Raw genomic sequence first — 1,335 nt, 5'->3', positions numbered from 1 at the left:
TAGATCTCGGATATAAAGTGGAAGAGTCTGTCGGGTTTCTAAGATTTAAATTATATATTTCCGTATATGTTTCTTTATGATGGGATGAACACTGTGTGCAGAGAAATATAAAAAGATTGCTAATCAAACAAATTTTGATTTAGTTTTTAATGTCATTTGTTTGTTTTCAGTCCTCTTAAAAGTTAAATTTCAAACATTATTAAAATACAATTTGGATTGTATATGTTTTTTTTTAATATTGTGGAATAATTAAAATGTTAGCGAAATAGAGAAAGGAGGAAGTTTATGGCCGCATTATATAATCGTTCTTTTGCGATGGCATAATGCAAGCGAGTTTACCTTATACTCTTTAGTTTAAAAAACGTGAAATTAATTCTTATTTATGAGAAGTGTTCCCTACGCTTTCCATCCTATTCTAAAGAGCGTATTTCTATTTATTCTTTGTTTGCTTTTCCATACGGTTTTGGGACAGATTAGTCATGGAGGACAGCCTCTACCTTTTCATGCCAGCTCAGGGGCAAGGTCGGCGGGTCCCTTAGTAGCCCTTTTTGTGGAAATGCCTTCATTCAATATCCAGGCGATATTACGACAATCCCAACAGGGTCATGCAAAACTTAAAAGTTTAGAGTTTGCACATAAGTTTCATACATTTCTTCGACCCGAGAACTCAGGTATCATTTTTACCACAGATAATATGAAAGTATGGCGTGTAGGAATCCGCTCTAAAAACGCCTACTCAATAAATATCCTCTTCTCTAAATTCAGATTACCTCCGAGAGCGCAATTGTTTGTCTACAACATCGACCAGTCGGAGATATTGGGGGCATATACTGAAAGAAACAACAGTGAGTTAAACATGCTTCCCGTTCAGCCTGTCGGGGGCGATGAATTAATCGTGGAATATCAGGAACCGCTGGACGCGGTATTCAAGGGTGAGGTCGAGATAGGTGAAGTAAATCATGATTTTATTGGTTTATTCAGAGCGACCGAACCAGATGATCCTGCACAAGCCTGCCATCCCAATCTGGTCTGCTTCCCCGAAGACATTCAACCGGGAAGTGGTGTTGTGGGATTAATTATAAACGGGACAACCTACTGCACAGGAGCGCTTGTGAATAATACATTGGAGGATGCCACGCCTTACCTGTTGACCGCCACACACTGTCTCAACAACAGTTATTTCTTCGAAAAGACTGACTATTATAACAAATGGCAGAATTTCGGTCAAAGCGAGAATTGGCTTTATGATAAAGTAGCGGGCAGCATCGTCGCCTTTTTCAATTACCATTCACCGTTGTGCGATACTGATATCCGCGGCCCGTTACAGATGACCAT

Annotated in this window: 1 pseudogene; it reads left to right on the top strand. The window is 39.3% G+C overall.

Features of this window, described 5'->3' with window-relative positions:
• Positions 1-694 precede the first annotated feature (694 nt).
• Positions 695-1,335 (top strand): annotated as a pseudogene (locus tag D7D25_RS17640) (lysyl endopeptidase); the annotation flags it as partial.

This window comes from Proteiniphilum sp. X52 (assembly GCF_003712195.1).
Taxonomy (GTDB): domain Bacteria; phylum Bacteroidota; class Bacteroidia; order Bacteroidales; family Dysgonomonadaceae; genus Proteiniphilum.
The sequence above is the reverse complement of the archived record's forward strand: the minus strand, read 5'-3'. Positions and strand labels throughout refer to the sequence as shown.